The following is a 17,925-nucleotide window of genomic DNA, read 5'->3' as shown; positions in this document are numbered from 1 at the left end:
GGAGGGGAGCAGGCGCGTCCACGCCACCGATCGGCGCCCGTACCGTCCGGGCACGGCCACAGGCACAGGCACAGGCACGGGTGGTACGCGACCGGCGCCGAGCGCTTCGGTCGCGTACCACCGGACCGACCGGACCCGGACACCCGAACGGGTCCGGTCGGCGTCAGGCGGTCCCCCTCCCGTGGGTCACCCCCGGCAGGTGAGGACGGGCGCGGCCCAGTCGATGCGGTCGTAGCGGTTGGTGTCGGGGCCTATGGTGCCGACGAGGCGGAGATAGCGCGCGCCCGTGAGGTCGGCCTTCAGGGAGACCGCGGGGTCCTGCCAGGTGCGCAGGCCGCTGTCGGCGCGTTTGGTGCCGTCGGCCCAGATCTCCGCGGTGACGGTGCCCTGTTCCGGCTCGCGCGGGTCGCGTTCGTCGTCGACGCCCACGTCCGTGGCCAGTTGGGTGCACTTCCCGGCGAGGTAGTAGACGAGTTGCACCGGGGCGTGGGTGCCGAGGCCCTTGTCGTAGGTGACGCCGTTGATGGTGATCTTCCGGCCGTCGCCGCCGCGCGCCCCGCCGTTGGAGGAGTCGCGTTCGACCGGGCCGTAGCCGTTGCTCGCCCACGCCCAGTCGGCCCGGGACAGGTCCGTCACCCCGGCCGGCACGGTGGCGGGCACGTTCACCGTCTCGTTCGCGGTCGCCGTGACCCGGCCGTGGCCCACCGCGCGGAAGTCGAGCCGGGCGGAGAGCGGGGCCGAACTCGGCGGGGTGCCGGGCGGCGGGGTGATGCGCCACTTCACCGTCAGCGCACGGCCGGTGGGCAGCACGGGGGTGGTGGGCCTGCCGAGCTGACGCACCCGCCAGCCGTCGGGGGCGGTCAGGCCGAGCTTGGGCGTGATCAGCGGGGTGCGTCCGTTGTTGGTGGCGCTGACCGTGGCCGTGATCTCCTCGCCCGCGGGGGTGATGTTGCCGGGGATGCCTTCGGCGACGGGCGGCAGCCGCAGCCCGAGTGCCGCGTCCGGCGGCGCCTGCCACCACTTCCCGTCGGCTGAGACGCGGAACAGCGCGGTGGCGTGCGCCGGCAGGGTGGCGCTGACGACGCCCGCGGTGTGGGTGCTGCGGTGCTTCCACAGGTCCCGTACGAGATAGCCGCTGCGGCGCTCCAGGCCGAGCTCCTCGGCGCTGGTGGCGATGGTGGCGGTCTGTTCGGTCTCGTTGAACAGCGCCACGGCAACGTCGCCGTTTTCGAGCGGTTTGGCGAGCACCCAGTGGCCGTCGGCGCTGCGCAGCACCTTCGCCTGGACGCCGAGGCGGTCCTGGTCGACGGCGATGACCTCGCGGTTGGACAGGATCTCCAACGTCTGCGGGGTGGCCTTGCGCAGGTCGGTGCCGATCAGGAGCGGTGCGGCCATCACGGACCAGAGGCTGAAGTGCGAGCGGTACTCGGTGTCCGTCATGCCGCCGTTGCCGACCTCCAGCATGTCGGGGTCGTTCCAGCGGCCCGGGCCGGCGTGCTTGGCGAGCGGCGCGTTCTGCTTGAAGAGGTTGACCACCGACTGCCAGCTGTCGGTGATGTCACCGGTGGTGCGCCACAGGTGGCCGACGCCGGCGCCCCACTCCCAGGGCTTGTTCTGGCCCCACTCGCAGATGCTGTAGACGATCGGGCGGCCGGTGGCGCGCAGTGCGTCGCGCATCTTGGTGTAGCGCTCCAGGGCCGGTCGGCCCTGGTTGTGGCAGTTGTCGTACTTCAGGTAGTCCACGCCCCACTCGGCGAAGGTCCGGGCGTCGACCTCCTCGTGGTCGAGCGAGCCGGGCATGGTGCGTGCGCAGGTCTCGGTGCCGGCACTGGTGTAGATGCCGAACTTCAGCCCCTTGGAGTGGACGTAGTCGGCGAGGGCCTTGATGCCGCTCGGGAAGCGGGTGGGGTGGTGGGTGAGCCGGCCCGTCAGCGGGTCCCGCTCCTTGGCGGCCCAGCAGTCGTCGACGTTGACGTACTCGTAGCCGGCGTCCTTGAGCCCGGTGGAGACGAACAGGTTGGCGATGTCCCTGATCATCTTCTCGTCGATGGCGCAGCCGGTGGAGTTCCAGTTGTTGAACCCCATGGGAGGGGTCAGCGCGAGTCCGTCGGGCAGCGCCGCCGGTGCGGACGCCGGGCGCGGCGCGGGCGCCGGTGCCGCGGTGGCGGTGCCGGCGGGCGCGAGGAACGGCGTCCAGGTCATGGCGAGGCCGAGCAGGGCGATCAGCGGTCGTAACCGCGGGCGCATGGGACCCCCTTCAGCGGGTCAGCAGGTATCGGGCCCTGACCTCGCGCTCGGAGAGCGCGCGGTCCAGGAACGTCAGGTCGTCCATGCGGCAGTCGCAGGGGTTGCCCTCCCGCGTGTTCTGCGGGTAGCTGCCGCCGATCTTGATGCCGCGGGGGTCCGTGGGCGATGCCGCGTCGGGCTCGGGCGGCCCCTCGACCGCCCACGGGTCGCCGGCCACCACGTACGAGCCGGGCAGCGCCCGGCCGTTGCGGTACAGGGCCATGGTCCCGTCGTCGTAGTCGAAGGTGGCGGCGAGGTGCACCCAGCGGCCGGGCGGCAGGACGGTGCGCCAGTCGGCGTCGGCGGCGAAGGTCTGCGAGCGGGCGCCGTCCACGCGGCGGCCGAGGGCGACGACCTTCAGCACTCCGTCGACCGTGATCAGCTCCAGCAGGGCCCGCACGTCGTGCCCCTGGGAGGTGCCGGAGAGGATCCCGGCGAGCCCCACGGCGCCGAAGCGGTCGCTCGGATCCGCCGAGTTGGAGTTCGGACTCGGGACCTGACCGGTGGTCTTGAACCAGCCCATGACGGTGGCCTCTCGGGCGCCGTTGAAGGCCCGCAGGCCCGGCACGCCGTCCGGCGCGTACGCACCCGCCTTCCAGTCGTCGTTGCCTTGGGTCGTCGGGGAGTTCTGCCGGGTCTGGAGCACGGCGCCGCGCTCGGCGTCCCACACCCGCATCCGTGCACCGCCGTTGACGAGGTCGATCGCGACGCCGGAGCGGCCCCGGTCGTGCTCGCGGCCCGCGTCGCCCGGCACCGGGTGGGAGAAGTCGTACGCGGCGACCACGTGCCGACCCCCGTACCCTCCGGGCGCGACGGGACCTCCGGCGCCCCGGTCTCCGCCCGCGGCTGCGGTCGTGGCCGGCAGCAGGGCCGCGGCGAGTGCGAGTGCGACGGCGGTGACGATCGCGCCGGCCGCCCCGCCGCGGGCCGGCTCAGCGTACGGCCCGGACACCGGCCACCTTCCACATCTTCCCGTTGGCCTTGGCGAGGACGTAGAGCTCGCCGGCGCGGTCGGTGCCGAAGCGCAGATCCACCCGGTCGTGCCCGGCGAGTTGCTTCATCGTGGTCGCGGCCCCGGTGGCGGCGTCGAACAGCGGCAGTTGGTAGGTGGTGGCCAGCGGGCCGCCGCGGCGCATGGCGCGCACGTCGGATGCGAAGATCCGGCCGCCGACCCCCTCGGCGTAGACGTACTTGCCCTCCAACCCCGGTATCTGGCAGCCGCGGTAGACGAACCCGCCGATCAGGGCGTTTCCGCTGTCGCCGCAGGGCCTGTCGGGGCGCGGGGTGTGGTCGAAGGCGGCGACGGGGTAGGTGTAGCCGTTCTTCGCGTCGTCGGCGGGCAGCGGGAAGACTCCGCAGGTGGGGTTCTCCGCCTTGCGGTACGCGAACGGCCCCTCGCGGTTGCTCCAGCCGAAGTTGTCGCCCGGGCGCACCTCGTACACCGAGTCCACCCGGTGCTCGCCGATGTTCCCGGCGAACATCTGGTGCCGGCCGCCGGTGTCCCAGCTGATGCGATGCGGATTGCGCAGCCCGGACGCGTAGATCTCGCCGAGCTTGCCCGGCTGCCCCACGTACGGGTTGCCGCGCGGGATGCCGTACTTGCCGCCGGGGCCGTCCTTGCCCTTCGGGTCGATCCGCAGGATCTTGCCCTGGGGCACGGCGAGGTCCTGCGGGACCGTGCCGCCGGCGCCGGCAGCGCCGTCGCCGACCGCGACGTACAGCAGTCCGTACTCCCGGTCGCCGGCGCGGGCGTTGGGGTTGAAAGCGATCTCTTGGATGTTGTGGTACGTGTTGTGGAAGCCGAGCCGCAGCACCTCGCGCCGGGTGCCGCTGAAGGTCGCGGCGGACGGGTCGCTCGCGGTCCACTCGGTGATCACGCTGTGGAGCTGGCCGCCTGCGGGGTACGGCAGGTCGGGCACCTTGCTGGTGAGCGCGGCTCGCCCCTCGGTGTGGGCGGTGTAGAAGACGCCGTTGCGCGCGAAGTCGGGATGGAAGGTGACGAAGCCCAGCCCGCTGCCGAGACCCCGGTGGGACCAGAAGTCGGGCCCGACGGCGGTCCCCACGTCCAGGTACTCGCTGGAGGCCCCCGCCCGGTCCACCATCAGCAGCTTTCCGTTGAGGTCGGGGACGTACAACCGTCGGGAGCGGTCCGGGACTTCGCCGAGGTAGTTGATTCGGTTCCACCGCTTGAGCCGGGCGTCCGTCGGCGGCGGCACCGACTCGGACTTCGGCAGCGTCGCGAACTCCTTGAGCACCAGCCCGTACCGCGCCGGCGTGGGATCGGGCAGCGGGTCCGCGATGGGGGTCTCTTCTTGCTGGGCGAAGGCGGGCGGCGCGAACAGCGCCGCGAGCAGGGCCCCGACGCATAACGCGAGCCGGGTCCTTCGTGGTCTGGGCATCCCGTTCACCTCGTTGATTGGGGGGTGGGGCACGGGCGTGGCGGCGCAGCGCAGAAAGCGCTTCCTGAAAGCGCTTGCTCAAGTTACAAAGCACCGCAGTGCTCGGCAAGGGGGCGGGGAGGTCCGAGCCGTGAGCCAGGCTCGGAAGGGCACGCCCGGAGCCCGCTCCCCCGAGCGCGGGAATCCCTGTCCCCCGTGCTCCGGCCCCTTACTCACGCGCCGCACCATGTACTCAGCCGCCGAGATCAGAAGGGCGCGGCGGGATCCCGAGACCCCGAGACCCCAGGATCCCGCATCCCGGGGAGCGGCCGGCCGGACGGTGTGCTCAGGCGCCGGGCGCCGGCGGCACGGCGGCTTCGAACGTCACTGCCTCCGCCGTCGCCACGAACTCCGGGTCCGAACCGAGTGCGTGCTCGGCGACCCGCGACACGACGGACGGCGGGATGTCGTCCAGGCCGTACGTCGCGTGCGCGTCGTGCGGCACTATGACGTGCAGTCCGTGCTCCATTGCTCCGAACGCCGTCGCGCTCACGCACATCTCGGAGAGCACGCCCGCGATGACCACCGCACGAACCCCGTGCCGGTCCAGCAGCGCGCCCAACTCGGTGCCCTCGAAGCCGTCGTCGCTCTCCTTGCGGACCACGACCTCCCGCTCCGACTCCCGCACCGGCAGATACAGCTCCCAGCCGGGCTTCCCCCGCTCGTCCACCGCGCCCGCCTCGCCGTCATTGCGCAGATGGACGACGACCGCACCCGCCTGCCGCGCCCGTTCCAGGAGCAGGCCGAGCCGATCGACGACCCGTTCGGCGTCGGGAACGGCCTCCGGGCCCGACAGGAACGCCGTCTGCACGTCGACCACGATCAGCGCCTGCGCCGGGGCGCTCGGCGCCTCCTTACGCGGAACTGAGTGCCACACCCCGTCCCGTACGAAACCGCCCTCGTGCACCTCGGTCTCCACCATCTGTACCGCCCCACCTCAACGATCGACAACGACGTTGATCACCACCGTACGCACTCCCGCGACGGCGCCCGCGAGCCTGTGGATAACTTTCCTCGCCCCGGCCGCCGCGCCTCTCCGACCAGCACCGCGGCCGGCGGGCACCGCGACCGACCAGCACCGCGGCCGGCGGGCACCGCCGTCCATGTCCCCGGGTTATGGACACGGATATTGGACGCCCCGACCGCTTCCGGGACAGCCTGATCCACAACAAGTCCCCAGCTCAGCGCTGGGTGCGGAGCGCACACCGTCGGGAGTCGTCATGAAGGCAGTAGTCATCGGTTCGACCGGGATCATCGGCGGCGCGGTCGTCAGCGCCCTGGAGGGCGTCGGCCACGAGGTGCTGGGTGCCTCGCGCCGCGGCGAACTCCGGGTCGACCTGGAGCAACCGGACTCCGTCGACGCTCTGTTCGCGGCGATCGGCCCGGTGGACGCCGTGCTCGTCACCGCCGGTAGCGGCGCGCTGGTCCCGCTGCTGGGCTCGACGGATGACGAATTCTTCACCGGCCTCCACGGCAAACTGCTGGGCCAAGTGCGCCTCGTGCGCCGGGCGGTGGGCTCCGTGCGCGACGGCGGATCGATCACCCTGACCTCCGGTGCCATCCCCGCCGCGACGACCGGCGCGGCCTTCGGCGCGCTCACCAACACGGGACTGGACGCCTTCGTACGGCACGCGGCAGTGGAACTGCCCCGCGGAGTGCGGCTCAACGCGGTCAGCCCCGGCTGGGTGCGCGAGACGCTGGTCGCGCTCGGCCCCGAAGTGCGCGCGGAGTTGGCGGTGGACGTCGCCCAGGGCACGCCCGCGCGCGAGGTCGCCGAAGGTTACGTCCGGCTGGCCACGGGCCGCGAGACCGGGCGCCGCGGCTCCTGGACGCCCACGGGCTGGCAGCTCACCTGAACCACTGCCCCCATCCCCGAACCGACCGCCACCGACACACCACGAGCCCCACGAAGGCCCCGTTCACGACGCCCGCCCGCGCACCGGCGCGTCCGACCGCCCCGGCGCCGTACGCGCTGCCGGCACCCGCGCTCCGGCCAGCCGGTGCTGCAACCGCGCGTGCCGGAACTGGTACACCGGCCCGACCTGGCGCAGCACGCCCAGCCGGTGTGCGTCGGCGAGGAAGGTCTGCAACCGCCACGGCAGCCGGCCGCGCACCGCGAGGACGGTTCGCGCCGCGCAGTAGTAGGGCCAGGCGTACGCGGACAGCGTCAGCGCTCCCCCGGTGAGCCCGAGCGCCGCGACCCCGATCAGCATCTGCCAGATCAGGTAGGGCTCCACGCCCGTGCCGGAGTTCATGGCCACGATGGGGACGCCGGTGAGGACCACTCCGGTGACGCCGTTGACGAGCCCGATCAGCCGGTCGGCCTTGAGCGAGGTCTTCGGGGTGGTGAACTCGCGCGGGGAAGTGGTGCTCCTGACCCAGCCGAGGGCGGCCTGCGCGGCGCCCATGCCCGCGCCGAACGCCATCCCGTGCACCCACGCCGTGACGGAGTCCGACGCGAAGAAGTACCCGCCGGCGAGTGCGGCGAGGGCGGCGCCGCCGAGCAGGGTGACGCCGAGGACCGTCACCGTCGCCCCGGGCAGGCGCTGGCGCCAGTGCCGCAGGGCCAGGGCCCCGCGCTGCGGCTGCGTCGGCGGCTGCGGCAGCCCCGCGCTGAGCAGGGCCATCAGGGCGGGGAACCCGTACAGGCCGGCGAAGGTCGCGGCGGTGCCCAGCACGTCCCAAGGGCCGCTGCCCCGGCTGAGTTCCACGAAGAAGAACGGGGAGCTCGCCGCCACGGCGCCGCCCGCGGCGATGAGCACCAGGGCGGTGGTCGTGGGGATCGTGCCGTCGGGCCGCTCCGCGATCCAGGAGGCGACGCACTGCATGCACACCACGCTGATCACGGTGGTCGGCAGCCACATCAGCGCCTCGGTCAGCGCCCACTGCGCGTCGGTCGCCCTCAGCAGCAGTACGTAGAAGCTCCCCAGCCACAGCGGCATGGCGAAGGCCGTCACGCCGCCCCACACCGCGGCCCGGCGCCAGGGGCGCTCCAGCGCCGGCACCCAGCGGTACAGCTGCCACCAGGCCAACTCGTACGTGCCGCGCTCCTCCAGCCCGCGCGCGAGGAAGGTGAGGTAGCGCTGGGCGCGGTGCGGGTCCCAGCGGTGCCAGCCGGCGGGGCTCGTGCGGTGGGCGCGGGCGAAGAGGGTGGGCACGAGGGCGTCCAACAGATGGTGCTCGATGGCCTCCGCGGTCGGGAAGCGCCGGAGGTCGGCGAGCTCCGCCGGATCGCCCGGGGCGTCCGCGTACGCGGCCCTGGCCAGCGCCACCGTCAGGGGGCTCGCCAGCGCGCGGGCCGCCGCGCCGTCGGGCTCCCCGGCCAGGTGGTCGACGAGCACGTCCCAGGGCTCTTGCCGCGGGCCGGGCGGGGTGGCGAGACGCAGCAGGGCGAGGGCGTCGTCGGGGCGTACGGGCGCGGGGCTGACGACCGCCGCGCCGACCAGTACGTCCGCGTCGGCGACGGCCGCCGCGTAGTCGTCGGTCCGGCAGGTGAGCACCAGGGGGGTGTGCGGGTCGAGGGTGTCGTTGAGGGCCCGGAGTACCGCGGTGCGGCCGGCTTCGGGGCACTCGTCGAGGGCGTCGAGCACCGGCAGGACCAGGCCGTCGGCGAGCAGGTCGGCGACCGCGCTGGGGCCGAAGGTGTCGGCGTCCGTCAGCTGGGGGTAGTCGGCGAGGATCCGGCGCCGCAGCCAGGTCGCGACGGTCTCGTGGGACGGGTCGAAGGAGGCCAGGGACAGCAGTACCGGTACGGGTTCGTCCGCTTCCCGGTCGCGCAGCAGGGCGAGGGTCAGCAGCACGGCGAAGGTGGTCTTGCCCGATCCCGCCGGGCCCAGGACGACCAGCCGTCGGCGGGGCAGCCCCCGGAAGGTGGCCGCCAACTCCCGCGACCGATCGGCCCGGCAGGTGACCGGGTCGCCGATGAGCTGGCGGTGGTCGGTGACGCGCATCAGGGGGCAGTCCTCCCACAGCACGGGGAGCGGCGCCGGGTCGAACAGCTGCCGCAGCACCGCCTCGTCCCGCCACTGCCGGCGCACCAGCCGGGCCAGGATCCGGGCCGCGTCGGTGACCTGTCCGGGGGTGGAGGCGGCGCCCTGCCGGGGGTTGCGCCGCCACGCCCACATCGCCATCACGCCGAACAGGCCGACCACGGCCGCCACCACCGAGCTGGCGCTCGCGGCGTCCTCGGGGACCGCCCTGGCCCACAGGGCGACCAGGCCGATGGCCACCACGGCGCACACCAGCCACGTCAGCACCCACCGCCATCGCATGTGTCCACTCCTCGCCCGCCGCGAGTGCCCGCTCGGTCCTCGGCGGCGTCCGGTGCCCGTCCGATGCGTCCGCACCCGTGCGTCACCCGTGCGTCCCTCGTACGTCACAGGTGCGGCACAGTGCGTCGAACGCTCGTCGGCGTCCTCAGGCGCTCCACCGGCGCCCCGTCACGGCCGCCGATCGTCCTCGTCGGAGCCGGTCCGCCGCAGCCGTACGGGGCCCCTTTCACCGGGACGGGGGACACGGCGCGCACGAACGGTGTCGCGGGCGGCACCGAGGGCGACGGATTGCGGGCGGCACCGAGGTCGACGGTTTGGTGTACGGCGAGCCCGGCGGCAGGAGGGGGAAACGACGAACGGCGTGCGGGTTGCTATCCCGCACGCCGTTTCTTCACGCTGCGCTCCGAGAGCGCTCTTCCCCCGTCGGGGAAGGACGGACGCGATAAGTGTCCGTCGGGCCCGTCCGATAACGGACCGTCGGTGGTGCTGCCGGTGGTGGCACAGGTGCCGGTGGATTCGTCGATGGAAATCACAACCCTGCGACTCGTAGCTCGTGAGGGAGGGGAGCCCGCGAACGGTCTCAGGTCAGCAGGAAGTCAGCCTTGCCCGACTTGGCTCCCTGGATGAACGCGGCGATCTCACCCGGGGTGTAGATCAGCGCGGGACCGTCGGGGTCGGCGGACTGCCGCACGGCCACCCGGCCGTCGGCGAGCTTCATCGTCTCGAAGCAGTTGCCGCCGTTCCCGCCGCTCCACGGCTTGTGCCAGCCCACGTCGCCCAGCTCGTGGGCCGGCATGCCGTTGTATATGTGATCCATTCACAGCTCCTTGCGGAGATCGTTGAGGATCTCCTTCGTGCGTTGTGCAGTCGCGGCCTGAGCCGCCATGCGGTCCAGGACCTCCAGGTGCGAGGCCACCTCCGGACGTGCGTCGAGGTAGACGGCGCCGCTGAGGTACTCGCTGTAGACCATGTCCGGGAGCTCGGGGACGGCGAACCGGAACAGCACGAACGGCCCGTAGGTGCCGGGGTGGTGTCCGGACGCGAACTCCGCGATCTGCAGGGTGACATGGGGCAGCTCGGCGCCTTCGAGCAGCCTGTCGACCTGTGCCCGCATCACGCCGGGCCCGCCGACGGGTCTGCGGAACACCGTCTCGTCCATGATCACCCACAGTCTGGGTGCATCGGGTTGCAGCAGCAGGGACTGCCGCTCCATCCGCAGCGCCACGTGGCGCTCGATGTCCTCGGGATCGGTCTGACCGACGGCTCCGCTGAGCATGATCGCCCGTGCGTAGTCCTCGGTCTGCAGCAGACCGGGCACGAAGTGCGGCTCGTAAGCCCTGATCAGGCTCGCGGCGCCCTCCAGGCTGACGTACATGCTGAACCAACCGGGCAGGACGTCGTGGAACCGTTGCCACCAGCCCGGCTTGTTCGCCTCCTCCGCCAGCTCGATGAAGCCGCGCGCCTCCTCCTCGCTGATCCCGTACGCGTCCAGGAGCAGCTGGACGTACGGGATCTTCAGCGCGACCTCGGCGGTCTCCATGCGGCGAATGGTGCCCGCGGCGACGCGGAGGACCTTCGCGGCCTCCTCGCGCTTGAGTCCGGCGCGTTCCCGCAGGTCCTGCAGGCGCTTACCGAGGACGACCTGCCCCACCGTGGGGGCGGACCGCGGTTCACTCACTTCGAAGACCTCCCCACGTGCTGATGCGAGCAGTCTGCCACGCACCCAGTGTCGCTGAATATGCCCACTCTGAAAAATTCACAGTGGGCCTTGCCAAAATGTCGATTGCAGGGCGACAGTGGTCGTGTGAACCACGACACGCGCCACGCCCCACTCCTGGATCCGTGCTCGGAGGCCGACCACCACCGGTACGGCTTCGAGCTCCCGGCGCGCGTCGAGTACGTGTCACGTGCACGCAAGCTCACCCGGGACCGGCTCGACTGTTGGGGCATAGCCGGCGACGTCCACGACACCGCGATGCTCGTGATGTCCGAGCTGATGACGAACGCGGTCGTGCACAGCGGGAGCCATCTCATCTCCTGTGAGTTGTTGAACGACGTCAAGCACCTGCGGATCAGCGTGCGGGACCAGGGCTGTGCGCCCACGGGACCGCACGTTTGCCATTCCCGGGCCGCCGAGGAGAGAGGCCGCGGGCTGCTGCTGGTGGAGACGGTGTCCGCCGCGTGGGGCGCGCACGCCTCCCAGCACGGCGCCGGTCGCACCGTCTGGGCGGACCTCGCCCATCTGCACGTGCCGTACGGAGTCGCGTATCCGCGGCGCGCGGAGCGGCCGTGCTGAGGCACCTCGCGGCCTTCCTGCGCGGCGGGGGCCCCTACTCCAGGGAACAGGTCGGACCGCCCCCGGGTGCGCCCCGCGCCCCCCTGGCTACCGGGCTCACCGCCAGCACCGGGGACGTCGCTCCCCTGGTCCGGCTCGCCCTGCCGGCCACGATCGTGCCCGCGCTCGGCTGTGACGCGGTGGGCGTGCCCGCCCGCTACGGCTTCCGCCTGCTGGCGCGGCTGCCGCGCAACGGCTGCGTCTTCGCCGACGCCGACTGGTGGTGGTGGATCGTCCCCGCCGGCTCCGACCAGGAGCTGACCTGGCCGCTGCCCGCCCACTACGCCGAAGGAGCGTACGTACCGGCCCACCGCCCGCGACTCATCCACTGGCCCGACGACGACAGCCCCTACACACCGCCCATCCCCCTCTATCTGATGGCCTGTCAACTGACTGGCACCGCACCCCTGTGGCGGGTCGGCGTCAGCGGCCGGGCCTAGGACGTCATGACCGCCGGCGTCACGGGGGCCGCCGATGCCGTCACGGCCGTCCATCCGACTTCCGGGCCCCCGGCCGGGACCGGGGCGGATAGGCTTTTGCGCATGTCGGAAGCCAACACCGCCCCTGAACGGCAGGGGCTCACACCACGTCAGGCCCGCCGGGTGCGGATCGTACTCTCCGCGACGATCATGATCGCGGTGGGTGCGGCCCTCGCCCTCCGGCTCGGCAGCACGCACTCGGTGCTGACGATGGGCTTCTACGGCGTCGCGCTGATCCTTTCGGGCAGCGCGCTGGTGCTCAGCAAGGCAGGGCGTACGCGCGTGGCCACCGCGGTCCTCGGCGCCGGGGTCGCCCTGGTGCTCGCCGCGGAGTGGGCCGTGGCGTCGCTGCGCTGAGCAGCCACGAACGGCCGTGGTGCCACGGGGAACCACGGTCCACGGGGGAATGGGGGAAGGGGGAGAGGTCCAGGCCCCGGCTCGGGGAAGGCGGGGGCCTGGACCTCGTCGGTGCACAACCATGCGGCGCGTCTTTCAGCGGGTCCGCGGGCCATGGGCCGGCGGACGGCGGGCGGGGAACGTCTGGTCGGGGCGCGTCAGTAGTGGGGCGCGGGCTCACCGCTGGGGCGCGGGGAACGACACGGGGCCGCGCAGCCCCGCGCGGTTCACGGCCCGTACGCCGAAGAAGACGTTGTCCTTCGAGAGGTCGACGGTGTGCCGCGTGACGTCTTGGACGGGGACGACGTGCGTCCACTCGGGCGCCGTCGTCTCGCGCCAGACGACCTCGTAGCCCGCGAGGTCGGGCTCTCGGCCGCGGTCCCACACCAACTCGGTGTCGTTCGTCAGCGCGGCGGTGCGGATCCGGGCACCCTTGGGGGCGGCGGGCGCCTGGGCGAGGGTCCACAGGGCTGCGGCGTTCACCTTGGCGACCCGGGCGACGTAGCCGAAGTCGCAGAACTCCGGCAGGTCGCCGTACTGCTTGCCGCCCTCGACCCGGACGTCCTGGTGCTGGTGGGCGTAGTCCTCGGCGGGTTCGGTGAACCGGCAGGCGGCGAAGCCGCGCTCCAGGAACGGGATGTGGTCGCCGCCGCGCAGATAGCGGTCGCGGCGGTAGACGACGCGGACGTTCATGCCGGTGGCATCGTTGTCCGCCACGTCCCGTACGAAGCGGGCGAGTTGGCGCGACGGCGAGTCGTTCTCGCCGCCCACCGAGCGGCGGGTGGCTGCCTGTTCGGGCGTCTCGGAGGTCGGGACGCCTTCGGCGAAGAGCCGGACGGCGTACGGGTCGCGGGTGCCGTCGTCGGCGGTGGGGCTGCCCACGATGTCGTCCGTGAACATGGCCTGCACGTCCACGCCCGCGCTCTGGTACGTCTGCGCCAGGTGGGCGGCGCCGTACAGCCCCTGCTCCTCCCCCGCGACGGCCGCGAAGACGATCGTGGCGGCCGGCCGGCGGGTGGCCATCACCCGGGCCAGCTCCAGGACGACGGCCACGCCCGATGCGTCGTCGTCCGCGCCGGGCGCGTCGCTCTCGGCGTCCATCACGTCACTGGCGCGCGAGTCGTAGTGGCCGGAGACGACGTGGACGCGGTCGGGGTCGGTGCTGCCGCGGAGGGTGGCTACGACGTTGGTGATCCGGGTCGGCACGGGGACGCGGGGCGCGGGCTGTTGCACATAGCTCTGCAGCTCGACCGTCATCCTGCCGCCGCTGGCGCTGGCGCACTCGACGAGTCGGGCGTGGATCCAGTCGCGGGCGGCGCCGATGCCGCGGTGCGGGTCGTCCTGGCTGGAGAGGGTGTGTCGGGTGCCGAAGGACGCGAGGGCGCGCACGGTGGCCTCGATGCGACGGCGGTCGATCTCGGCGAGCAGGGTGCGCAGTTCGCGGGAGGGGCGCTGGGCGGTCGCGGGCAGGTCCCCGGCCACGCGCGCCCGCGCGGTGGCGGCGGCGTCCGGCGCGGCGGTCGCTTCGGGGGCGGTCGCGGCGTGGGCCGGGGCGCCGGCGAGCGCGGTGCCCAGGGCGACCGTGCCCGCGGCCAGCACCGCCGTCCGCCGGCTGGTGGCCGCCGAAGCGTCGGCGCCGCCCGCTGGTTCAGGGGTCTGCTGTGACATGCGGTCATGTTCGCGGTACGGCCCGGTCATGACAAGGGTCAAGCCGTACGGGACGCCCAGTTCCGGTTCCTGGCCGGCTCGGGGTGTGACGTCGGCTCAGGTGCCGGAGACGGCTCGGAGGTGGGACTTGCCGCGGCGGACGTCGGGGGTGCCGGCGCGCTGGGGCTCACGGAGCACCAGCGTCATGCGGGTGTACCCGTCGTCCTGGAGCGTCCCCGGCGTCTCGTCCACGATGCGGCACTCGGCGTGGCCCCAGCCCGGATCGGGATGGCGCACGGTGCGGACCGCGCCGTCGTGGTGGACGGCCGCCGCGCCGGTCGCCCGGACCCAGTGCGGCAGCCCGAAGCGGTAGGCGGCGTCCATGATCGGGTCGTCCTCGATGTCCTTGCGAATGGCTTGAAGCACTCCGTCGTCCGCCCAACGTTCGAGCGCGGATTCGAGTTGGGCCAGCAGCGGCAGGCACCAACTCGTCTCGCGGTCGACGAGCACCGAGCCAGCCTCGGGGTGGAAGAGCACGAACCGCAGGAAGTTCTGTTCCGGCATGGCGGTGGGGTGCGGGCCGATGTCCCGGAACAGCGCCTGGAAGGCCGGGTTCACATGGGCGACGTCCCAGCGCCGGTCGAAGAGCACCGACGGCAGCGGCACCGCGTCCATCATCGTGGCGTAGTCCGCGAGGTACGCCCGGGTGGCGGCGTCCAGGGAGGGGGCGTCGTCGATCGAGTCGGACGGCGTGGCCACGGGGGCGAAGGGGAACAGCGGCCCGACCGGGGTGCGGTAGGGGAACGCGGGGCCGGACGGGCGGGCGGGGCCGAGCGGTACGGTCGTGGACGCCGGGGACACGGGGGACGGCGGCATCTCCCGGTCGACCGCGAGCCGGAACAGCCAGCCGCCCTGCTGGTCGGTCATCTCCAACGCCTTGACCAGCGCGGCGAGTCTGTCCTCGGTCCATTCGTGGGCGGGAGTGCGCTCCCACACGTCGTACGTGCCGGCGCTGATCTCCAAGCGGGCCGCCATGTCGTCCGGGGTCAGCCCGAGCTCTTCCCGTCGGCCCCGCACGAGGTCGGCGAACCTCCTCGTCCTGAGGGTGCCGCGACCCGTCCCCGCGCACCCCCTGCGCCCGTGGACACCAGGACGGTTGATCTCCGCCTCATGTGTCATCGAGAACGCCACCCTTCCCGAAGTCCTGCCGCGGCGGCGTCATTCGATCTTTACTCCGCCCTTGGTGATCCTGCGCCTCCTCTCAAGCACATGTCAACTATCGTGGCATTCCCCGCCAGCGTTCGCCGATATCCCGCCACAGCTGTGGCAAAACATGGTCACGGAAGCCGGGACCGGTTAATCTCCCCGGAGCCAACTGTGTGCGGAGCCCTCTCGCGTGATCTAGGAGACCTACTGGTGACAGACGGCTTCTCGGTTCCGGGCCAGGCAGCCGCAGACACTCTGGCGGCGTCCGTGGCCCGCGTCGCCGAACTCGCGGACCGACTCGGCCTGAGTCGCGACGAGGTCTTCGACGTGGAGCAACTCTCTGAGGCGTCCGGTGTGCCCGCCCCGGTGGTCACCGCGCTGCTCGACGGGCGCCACGCCGGCGAGCCCGACCTGCAGGCGCGCTTCCTGCAACGCCTCGACCTGCTGCGCCGCACACGGCTGAAGGGGAACGGCCGCCGCTACACCCAGCAGGAGATCGCCGACGGCGCCGGAATGTCCCGGCAGCAGGCCGGCGCCCTGATCAACGGCGACCGCCGCCCCACCATGGAACACTGCGACGCGATCCAACGGTTCTTCGGCGTCCACGCCGGATTCCTCACCGCCGACGACACGGACGCCCTGCACGGCGCGCTCCAGCGCACGGAACAACGGCTGCTCCAGGACTACGCCGGGGAGGGCGACCCGCTGGAGCGGCTGCTCCAGGACCACGGCGTACGCGGCATCGCCTGGCGCGCCGCACAACTGCCGACGGACAAACACCGCGACAAGGTCACCGAATGGCTCGACATGCTCCTGGAGAGCGTCAAGCCGACGGGACCGCAGGAATCGGCCGATTCCGAGGATTCGGACAGCGCCAACCCGACGGAAACCTGACTTCAGAAAGGGCCTCCGTCCACGACAGGATTTCCGGACACGGTCGACGGCCGCGGGAAGCTGACGGGGAGAGGAGAACGGTGAGCATTGGCAAGGAGATGCGTCGGCTCTGCGGCGAGTTGGTCGCGGGGATCGACCTGCCCGCGCCCGCGGACCCCGCCGATCTCTATACGGCCCTGTGCAGCGGCATGAGCCGGCACCGCGGCCGACCGGTGCGCTACCGCACGGCCGTCTTCCCGCCGGGCACGGCGAGCGGGCTGTGGCTCGACATGACCGACCAGGACCTCGTCGTCATCGAGGAGCGCACCGCGCCCGATCACCAACTGGTGATTCTCGGCCATGAGTTGTGGCACATGAAGGCCGGTCACTGCAGCCATCACGTCGAGGGCGCCGCCGTCGCCGCCCGGCTGCTGAGCGACGAGGCCGATCTCCAGGACACCGTCCTCAAGGTCGCCGCCCGAACCCGCTTCGACCAGTCCGAGGAGAACGAGGCGGAGAGCTTCGGGCTGCTGCTCGGCAGCAAGTGCCGCTCGTGGCTCGCGGGTTCGTCGGGGCGCGGGCCGCGCTGTCGCGACGGGCTGGCCGGACGCATCGAGGCGTCCCTGGGATACCGCGGACCCCAGGGCTGACGTGCACAGAGCCACGCGCACGGCGCGGACGGGCCGCACCCCAGCACCGCCCGTAGCCAGGTCCGGGGGCCGGGCGCCCCTGGAGTCGAAGGCCGGTCGGGACACCGTGCGCCGCCACAACCTCAGCCTGGTGCTGCGGGCGGTCCGGGACGCCGGTGAGATCACCAGGGCGGGGGTGTCCGCCCGGGTGGGCCTGACCCGGGCCGCGGTCTCCTCCCTGGTGGAACAGCTCCTGGAGAGCGGCTTCCTGTCCGAGTCGGGGAAGAGCTTCAGCGGCCAGGCCGGGCGCCCCGGCACGGTCCTGAAGGTCTCCCGCACCGGCGTCGCCGGCCTCGGCGTGGAGATCAACGTCGACTACGTCTGCGTCTGCGTCGTCGACCTCGCCGGCACCGACCGGGTCCGGCTGGTGGAGCACCTGGACAACCGCGGGGCGGCGCCGTCCCGGGTGCTGGCCCGCGCCGCCCGCATCGCCACCCGCGCCCTCGCCTCCGCCGACGAGCAGGACCTGTGCCCGGTGGGCGCCGCGCTCGCCCTGCCGGGCCTGGTGTCGGCGGGGACGGTCCGCGCCGCTCCCAACCTCGGCTGGAGCCGGGTCCCCGCCGAGGACCTGTTCGCCGACGCGCTCGCCGGGCACCGCGCCAAACTGCCGGCGCTGCCGGTGCGCTCCGAGAACGAGGCCAACCTCGCCGCCCTCGCCGAGCTGTGGTTCGGCGGTCTCGGCGAGGCCCGTACGTTCCTCTACCTCACCGGGGAGATAGGCGTCGGCGGGGCGCTGGTGCTCGGCGGCGAGTTGCTGCGGGGCGCGCACGGCTTCGCCGGGGAGATAGGCCACGCCGTCGTCGCCCCCGACGGCCCCGAGTGCCGGTGCGGCTCGCGGGGCTGCCTTGAGCAGTACGCCGGCCAGTCGGCGCTGTTGCGCGCGGCGGGGCTGGACGAGTCCGACGGGGCGAGCGCAGTGACCGAACTGGTCCACCGCGCCCGGACCGGGGACGAGCGGGCGCTGACCGCGCTGACCCGGGCGGGGGTGATGCTCGGCCGGGTGCTGTCCGGCGCGGTGAACCTCTTCGACCCCGACGCCGTCGTCCTCGGCGGGATCTACCGTCCGCTGGTGCCCTGGCTCGCGCCGCCCGCCGCACGGGAGTTGGGCTCGCGGGTGGTGTCCGGGCTGTGGCCGCCCGGCGCAGCGCGGCTGCGGGCCTCCTCCCCCGCCGCGGACGCCGCGCGCGGCGCCGCGGCCCTCGTCGTCCAGGACGTGCTCACCGATCCGCTCACCTTCAGCAGCCGCACGGCGGGCTGACCCTTCCCGGTGGAGCGGGGCCGGACCACCGGGAAGGGTCAGGTTCT

General features: G+C 72.7%; 16 protein-coding genes. 7 read left to right on the top strand and 9 right to left on the bottom strand.

The genetic code is table 11. The annotated features are described in order from the left end of the window. Positions 1-186 precede the first annotated feature (186 nt). From ABZ842_RS07150 to ABZ842_RS07135, 4 genes are all read right to left on the bottom strand, one after another. Positions 187-2,247: an NPCBM/NEW2 domain-containing protein gene (locus tag ABZ842_RS07150; RefSeq protein WP_361533018.1), complete on the bottom strand. Its 2,061-nt coding sequence runs from the start codon at positions 2,245-2,247 to the stop codon at positions 187-189. Positions 2,248-2,257: 10 nt separating this feature from the next. Next, entirely contained in the window at positions 2,258-3,238 is a 981-nt protein-coding gene (locus tag ABZ842_RS07145) for a LamG-like jellyroll fold domain-containing protein (RefSeq protein ID WP_361533015.1), read from the bottom strand. Then, a complete protein-coding gene (locus ABZ842_RS07140; protein ID WP_361533012.1) occupies positions 3,219-4,685 on the bottom strand; it encodes a PQQ-dependent sugar dehydrogenase in 1,467 nt (488 codons plus the stop codon). The genes ABZ842_RS07145 and ABZ842_RS07140 overlap by 20 nt, the downstream gene beginning before the upstream one ends. A 325-nt stretch (positions 4,686-5,010) precedes the next feature. Beyond that, entirely contained in the window at positions 5,011-5,646 is a 636-nt protein-coding gene (locus ABZ842_RS07135) for an isochorismatase family protein (RefSeq protein WP_361533009.1), read from the bottom strand. 298 nt (positions 5,647-5,944) lie between these two features. Here ABZ842_RS07135 and ABZ842_RS07130 point away from each other — a divergent pair, with 298 nt between their 5' ends. Beyond that, complete coding sequence (locus tag ABZ842_RS07130; RefSeq protein ID WP_361533006.1) at positions 5,945-6,580, top strand: short chain dehydrogenase; 636 nt, start codon at positions 5,945-5,947, stop codon at positions 6,578-6,580. 63 nt (positions 6,581-6,643) lie between these two features. On the opposite strand, the gene ABZ842_RS07125 is transcribed toward ABZ842_RS07130, so the two are convergent. The 3 genes from ABZ842_RS07125 to ABZ842_RS07115 form a co-directional block, all read right to left on the bottom strand. Beyond that, a complete protein-coding gene (locus ABZ842_RS07125) occupies positions 6,644-8,995 on the bottom strand; it encodes an NACHT domain-containing protein (RefSeq protein ID WP_361533003.1) in 2,352 nt (783 codons plus the stop codon). A 580-nt stretch (positions 8,996-9,575) separates the two neighbouring features. Next, the gene (locus ABZ842_RS07120; RefSeq protein ID WP_361533000.1) at positions 9,576-9,812 is read right to left on the bottom strand and encodes a DUF397 domain-containing protein; all 237 of its coding nucleotides are present in this window, start codon (positions 9,810-9,812) and stop codon (positions 9,576-9,578) included. Beyond that, complete coding sequence (locus ABZ842_RS07115) at positions 9,813-10,673, bottom strand: helix-turn-helix transcriptional regulator (RefSeq protein ID WP_361532997.1); 861 nt, start codon at positions 10,671-10,673, stop codon at positions 9,813-9,815. Between the two features lie 126 nt (positions 10,674-10,799). Here ABZ842_RS07115 and ABZ842_RS07110 point away from each other — a divergent pair, with 126 nt between their 5' ends. The 3 genes from ABZ842_RS07110 (at position 10,800) to ABZ842_RS07100 (ending at position 12,166) form a co-directional block, all read left to right on the top strand. Continuing rightward, on the top strand, positions 10,800-11,291 hold the full coding sequence (locus ABZ842_RS07110; protein ID WP_361532994.1) for an ATP-binding protein: 492 nt from the start codon (positions 10,800-10,802) through the stop codon (positions 11,289-11,291). 125 nt (positions 11,292-11,416) lie between these two features. Continuing rightward, on the top strand, positions 11,417-11,770 hold the full coding sequence (locus ABZ842_RS07105; RefSeq protein ID WP_361533467.1) for a hypothetical protein: 354 nt from the start codon (positions 11,417-11,419) through the stop codon (positions 11,768-11,770). A gap of 102 nt (positions 11,771-11,872) precedes the next feature. Then, positions 11,873-12,166: a hypothetical protein gene (locus ABZ842_RS07100; protein ID WP_361532991.1), complete on the top strand. Its 294-nt coding sequence runs from the start codon at positions 11,873-11,875 to the stop codon at positions 12,164-12,166. A 216-nt stretch (positions 12,167-12,382) separates the two neighbouring features. Here ABZ842_RS07100 and ABZ842_RS07095 read toward each other — a convergent pair whose 3' ends face one another. Together ABZ842_RS07095 and ABZ842_RS07090 are read right to left on the bottom strand one after the other, a co-directional pair. After that, positions 12,383-13,873: a M28 family metallopeptidase gene (locus ABZ842_RS07095; protein ID WP_361532988.1), complete on the bottom strand. Its 1,491-nt coding sequence runs from the start codon at positions 13,871-13,873 to the stop codon at positions 12,383-12,385. Positions 13,874-13,969: 96 nt separating this feature from the next. After that, on the bottom strand, positions 13,970-15,031 hold the full coding sequence (locus ABZ842_RS07090) for a transcriptional regulator (RefSeq protein WP_361532985.1): 1,062 nt from the start codon (positions 15,029-15,031) through the stop codon (positions 13,970-13,972). A gap of 237 nt (positions 15,032-15,268) precedes the next feature. Here ABZ842_RS07090 and ABZ842_RS07085 point away from each other — a divergent pair, with 237 nt between their 5' ends. The 3 genes from ABZ842_RS07085 to ABZ842_RS07075 all read left to right on the top strand — a co-directional run bounded on the left by ABZ842_RS07085 (position 15,269) and on the right by ABZ842_RS07075 (position 17,878). Further along, complete coding sequence (locus tag ABZ842_RS07085; RefSeq protein ID WP_361532982.1) at positions 15,269-15,952, top strand: helix-turn-helix domain-containing protein; 684 nt, start codon at positions 15,269-15,271, stop codon at positions 15,950-15,952. Between the two features lie 98 nt (positions 15,953-16,050). Further along, the gene (locus tag ABZ842_RS07080; protein WP_361533464.1) at positions 16,051-16,581 is read left to right on the top strand and encodes a toxin-antitoxin system, toxin component; all 531 of its coding nucleotides are present in this window, start codon (positions 16,051-16,053) and stop codon (positions 16,579-16,581) included. Between the two features lie 79 nt (positions 16,582-16,660). After that, entirely contained in the window at positions 16,661-17,878 is a 1,218-nt protein-coding gene (locus tag ABZ842_RS07075) for an ROK family protein (RefSeq protein ID WP_361533461.1), read from the top strand. Positions 17,879-17,925: the final 47 nt, after the last annotated feature.

Origin of the sequence: Streptomyces sp. NPDC047315, from assembly GCF_040643215.1 — a bacterium.
Classification (GTDB): Bacteria; Actinomycetota; Actinomycetes; order Streptomycetales; family Streptomycetaceae; genus Streptomyces.
This window is presented reverse-complemented; position numbering and strand designations above follow the sequence as displayed.